Source organism: uncultured Microbacterium sp. (assembly GCF_963521695.1).
In the GTDB taxonomy this organism is placed as follows: Bacteria; Actinomycetota; Actinomycetes; order Actinomycetales; family Microbacteriaceae; genus Microbacterium.
In genome coordinates this window covers 1-3,181 of record NZ_CAUQWC010000307.1, presented here as the reverse complement: position 1 = coordinate 3,181, position 3,181 = coordinate 1, and the positions used below count along the sequence as shown (strand labels likewise).

Here is a 3,181-nt window from a genome sequence, read left to right as displayed (position 1 = left end):
TCGGCGCAGGCCCGCAGGGCGCCCAGCGCCATCTGGTCGTGGGCGACGAAGACGGCGGTCGCTGCGCGCAGGGCGTCGGCGGCGAGGTGACCGGATGCCGAGGTCCAGTCGCCGCGGACCGGGTCGGGCGCGGCGATCCCGGCGTCGGCCAGCGCCTCGCGCCACCCGCGTTCGCGCTCGGCCGCGGCGAACGATCCGGAGGGTCCGGCGAGGTGATGCACCGTGCCGTGTCCGAGGGAGAGGAGGTGCGCGGTAGCCGCGCGGGCGCCCCCGGCGTGATCGGTCTGCACGATTGAGAAGCGATCGTCGGGCGGGGAATCGACGACCACCACGTGCAGATCGGCCGGCGGGTCGACGTCGCGGGCGAGTTCGGTCGCCTCGTTCAGCACGACGGCGCCGTCGACGCCCTGCGAGCGGAGTCGCGCGAAGGCGTCGCGGATTCCGCGCTCCCCCACCGTCACGACCGCGAGGGCGTATTCGCGCGCGGCCGCGGCCTCGGAGATCGCCTGCAGCATGCGCGAGTTGCCGACCGAGGCGAGGGTCGACACGACGAGACCGATGGTGGAGGTCTGCCCGGTTCGCAGGGCCCGTGCAGCGCGGTGCATGCGGTAGCCGAGGTCGGCCATCGCCTTCTCGACGCGGGCGCGGGTGACGGGGTCGACGCGCGGGCTGCCGTTGGCCACGCGCGACACCGTCTGCGCCGACACTCCGGCTCGTTCGGCCACGTGGGCCATGGATACGCGCATCGCACTCATTACATGTTGACGATATCACGCCTGCGCTGTAGCGTGTTATCGTGAACACGCACAGCCTCTCCGCGGTGCCCCTCCGCGCCGGTGTGGTCAAGCGCCCGACCCGCCTCGCCGACGGCCGCGAACTGATCTATTTCGATGATCCCGGCACGACGCTCGGCGCCGAGCGCGCCGTCGACGCCCGCACGCTCGACCCCCGACCCGCCACCGCCACCATGCGGCAGGACGTGCTCACCGGCGACTGGATCACCGTGGCATCCAATCGGCAGAACCGGGCGTTCCTGCCTCCCGCGCACCTCGACCCCCTGTCGCCGCAGACCCCGACCAACCCGTCGGAGATCCCGTCGCTGTACGACGTCGCCGTCTTCGAGAACAAATCACCGTCGTTCGGTCCCGCGCTCGACGTCGCGACCGACGACGCACCCGCCGCCGTCGACCCGCCGCTCGGCGACGACGACCTCGAGCACCTCGGCCTCGGCCGCACGCGCACCTCGGTCGGCCGGTGCGAGGTCGTCTGCTTCAGCCCCGCGCACGAGGGGTCGTTCGGCTCGCTGTCGCGCACCCGCGCGCGCACGGTGATCGAGGCGTGGGCCGACCGCACCGCGGCGCTGTCGGCTCTGCCCGGCATCCGTCAGGTGTTCCCCTTCGAGAACCGCGGGCAGGAGATCGGCGTCACCCTCCCCCACCCCCACGGGCAGATCTACGCCTACCCGTACGTCACCCCGCGCACGCACCGGCTGCTCGACACGATCTCGCGCAGTTCCGAGAACCTGTTCCAACGCATCCTCGACTTCGAGTCCGCCGGCGAGCGCGTCGTGCTGCGCGGCGAGCACTGGACGGCGTTCATCCCGTTCGCCGCGCGCTGGCCCGTCGAGGTGCACGTGCTCCCCCACCGCCACGTCGCCGACCTGGCCGAGACGACCGATGCCGAGCGCGACGAGCTCGCCCCGTTCTATCTGCGGCTGCTGCGCGGCATCGACGCGCTCTACGACACCCCCACTCCTTACATCGCCGCATGGCACCAGGCGCCCATCGGGCGGGGTCGCGACGCCGTCCGCCTCAACCTGCAGATCACCTCGCCCCGTCGCTCCGCCGACAAGCTGAAGTACCTCGCCGGATCCGAAGCGGCCATGGGCGCCTGGATCGGCGACGTGACCCCCGAGTCGCAGGCCGAGCGCCTGCGCGCCGCCCTCGACACCGTTCCGGAGGTGACGGCATGACCGCCGTCGACGACGCCCGCAGCCTGCTCACCCGCATGACCGATGCCCCCCTCGCGGGGGTGTGGTCGGCTCCCGGTCGCGCCAACCTCATCGGCGAGCACACGGACTACAACGAGGGCTTCGTCTTCCCCTTCGCGATCGCGCAGCGCACCGCCGCCGCCGTCGCCGTTCGCTCCGACGACGTCATCCGCGTGCGCTCGACCTTCGCCGACGACACGGTGGAGGTATCGCTCGCCGACCTCGACGCCCGCATCGCCGCCGGCGGCCTCGACTGGGCCGGGTACCCGCTGGGGGTGGCGTGGGCGCTTCTTCGGGAGGCTCCGGATGCCGCTCCGCGCGGCGTCGACCTCGCGCTGGCGTCCGAGGTACCGGTGGGTGCAGGGCTGTCGTCGTCCGCCGCGATCGAGGGAGCCGTGGCATCCGCCCTCAACGACGTCTGGAACGCCGGGCTCGACAAGGTCGCGCTCGCCCGTGTCGGCCGCATCGCCGAGAACGACGCCGTCGGCGCGCCGACGGGGATCATGGACCAGATGGCCTCGATGCTCGGCGTCACCGACGCCGCCACCTTCCTCGACTGCCGCACGCTCGAGACGCGCCCCGTCGCGCTCGGCTTCGCCGAGGCGGGGCTGTCGATCCTGGTGATCGACACCCTCGTCGAGCACGCGCACTCCACCGGCGGCTACCGCGAGCGTCGCGAGGCGTGCGAGCGGGGCGCCGCGGCGTTCGACGTTCCCGCGCTGCGCGACGTCACGGTTGATGATCTGCCGCGGGCGGCCGAGATGCTCGACGACGTCACGTTCCGCCGCGTGCGTCACATCGTGACCGAGAACCAGCGCGTCCTCGACACCGTGGCCGCACTCGACGCCGACGGTCCGTCGGCCATCGGCGATCTGCTCGTGGCCTCGCACGCCTCGATGCGCGACGACTTCGAGATCTCGGTGCCCGAGCTCGACCTCGCCGTCGAGACGACCCTCGGCGCCGGCGCCCTCGGTGCACGCATGACCGGCGGCGGCTTCGGCGGGGCGGCCATCGCGCTGATTCCGACCGGACTCATCCCGGCGGCGACCGAGGCGGTGCGCGCCGCGTTCGCGGCATCCGGGTTCCGTGCACCGAACATCTTCACGGTCACGCCGTCGGAGGGCGCACGCCGCGACGCCTGACGTCCGCGCGGCGACGCGTGGCGCCCGCGCGTGGGGTCCGGGTAGGTGG

General features: G+C 72.8%; 3 protein-coding genes. 2 read left to right on the top strand and 1 reads right to left on the bottom strand.

The window, feature by feature from the left end:
- Positions 1–755: LacI family DNA-binding transcriptional regulator (locus RWP81_RS15625; protein WP_314457651.1), on the bottom strand; the 755-nt coding region annotated here is incomplete at its 3' end.
- 41 nt (positions 756–796) lie between these two features.
- Here RWP81_RS15625 and galT point away from each other — a divergent pair.
- Together galT and galK are read left to right on the top strand one after the other, a co-directional pair.
- Positions 797–1,972, top strand: a complete 1,176-nt coding sequence (galT, locus tag RWP81_RS15620) for a galactose-1-phosphate uridylyltransferase (protein WP_314457649.1) — start codon at positions 797–799, stop codon at positions 1,970–1,972.
- Entirely contained in the window at positions 1,969–3,132 is a 1,164-nt protein-coding gene (galK, locus tag RWP81_RS15615; RefSeq protein ID WP_314457647.1) for a galactokinase, read from the top strand. Before galT ends, galK begins: the two co-directional genes overlap by 4 nt.
- Positions 3,133–3,181: the final 49 nt, after the last annotated feature.

Coding starts and splice junctions, on each gene's coding strand:
- galK (WP_314457647.1), top strand. CDS start 1,969: ATGACCGCCGTCGACGACGCCCGCAGCCTGCTCACCCGCATGACCGAT.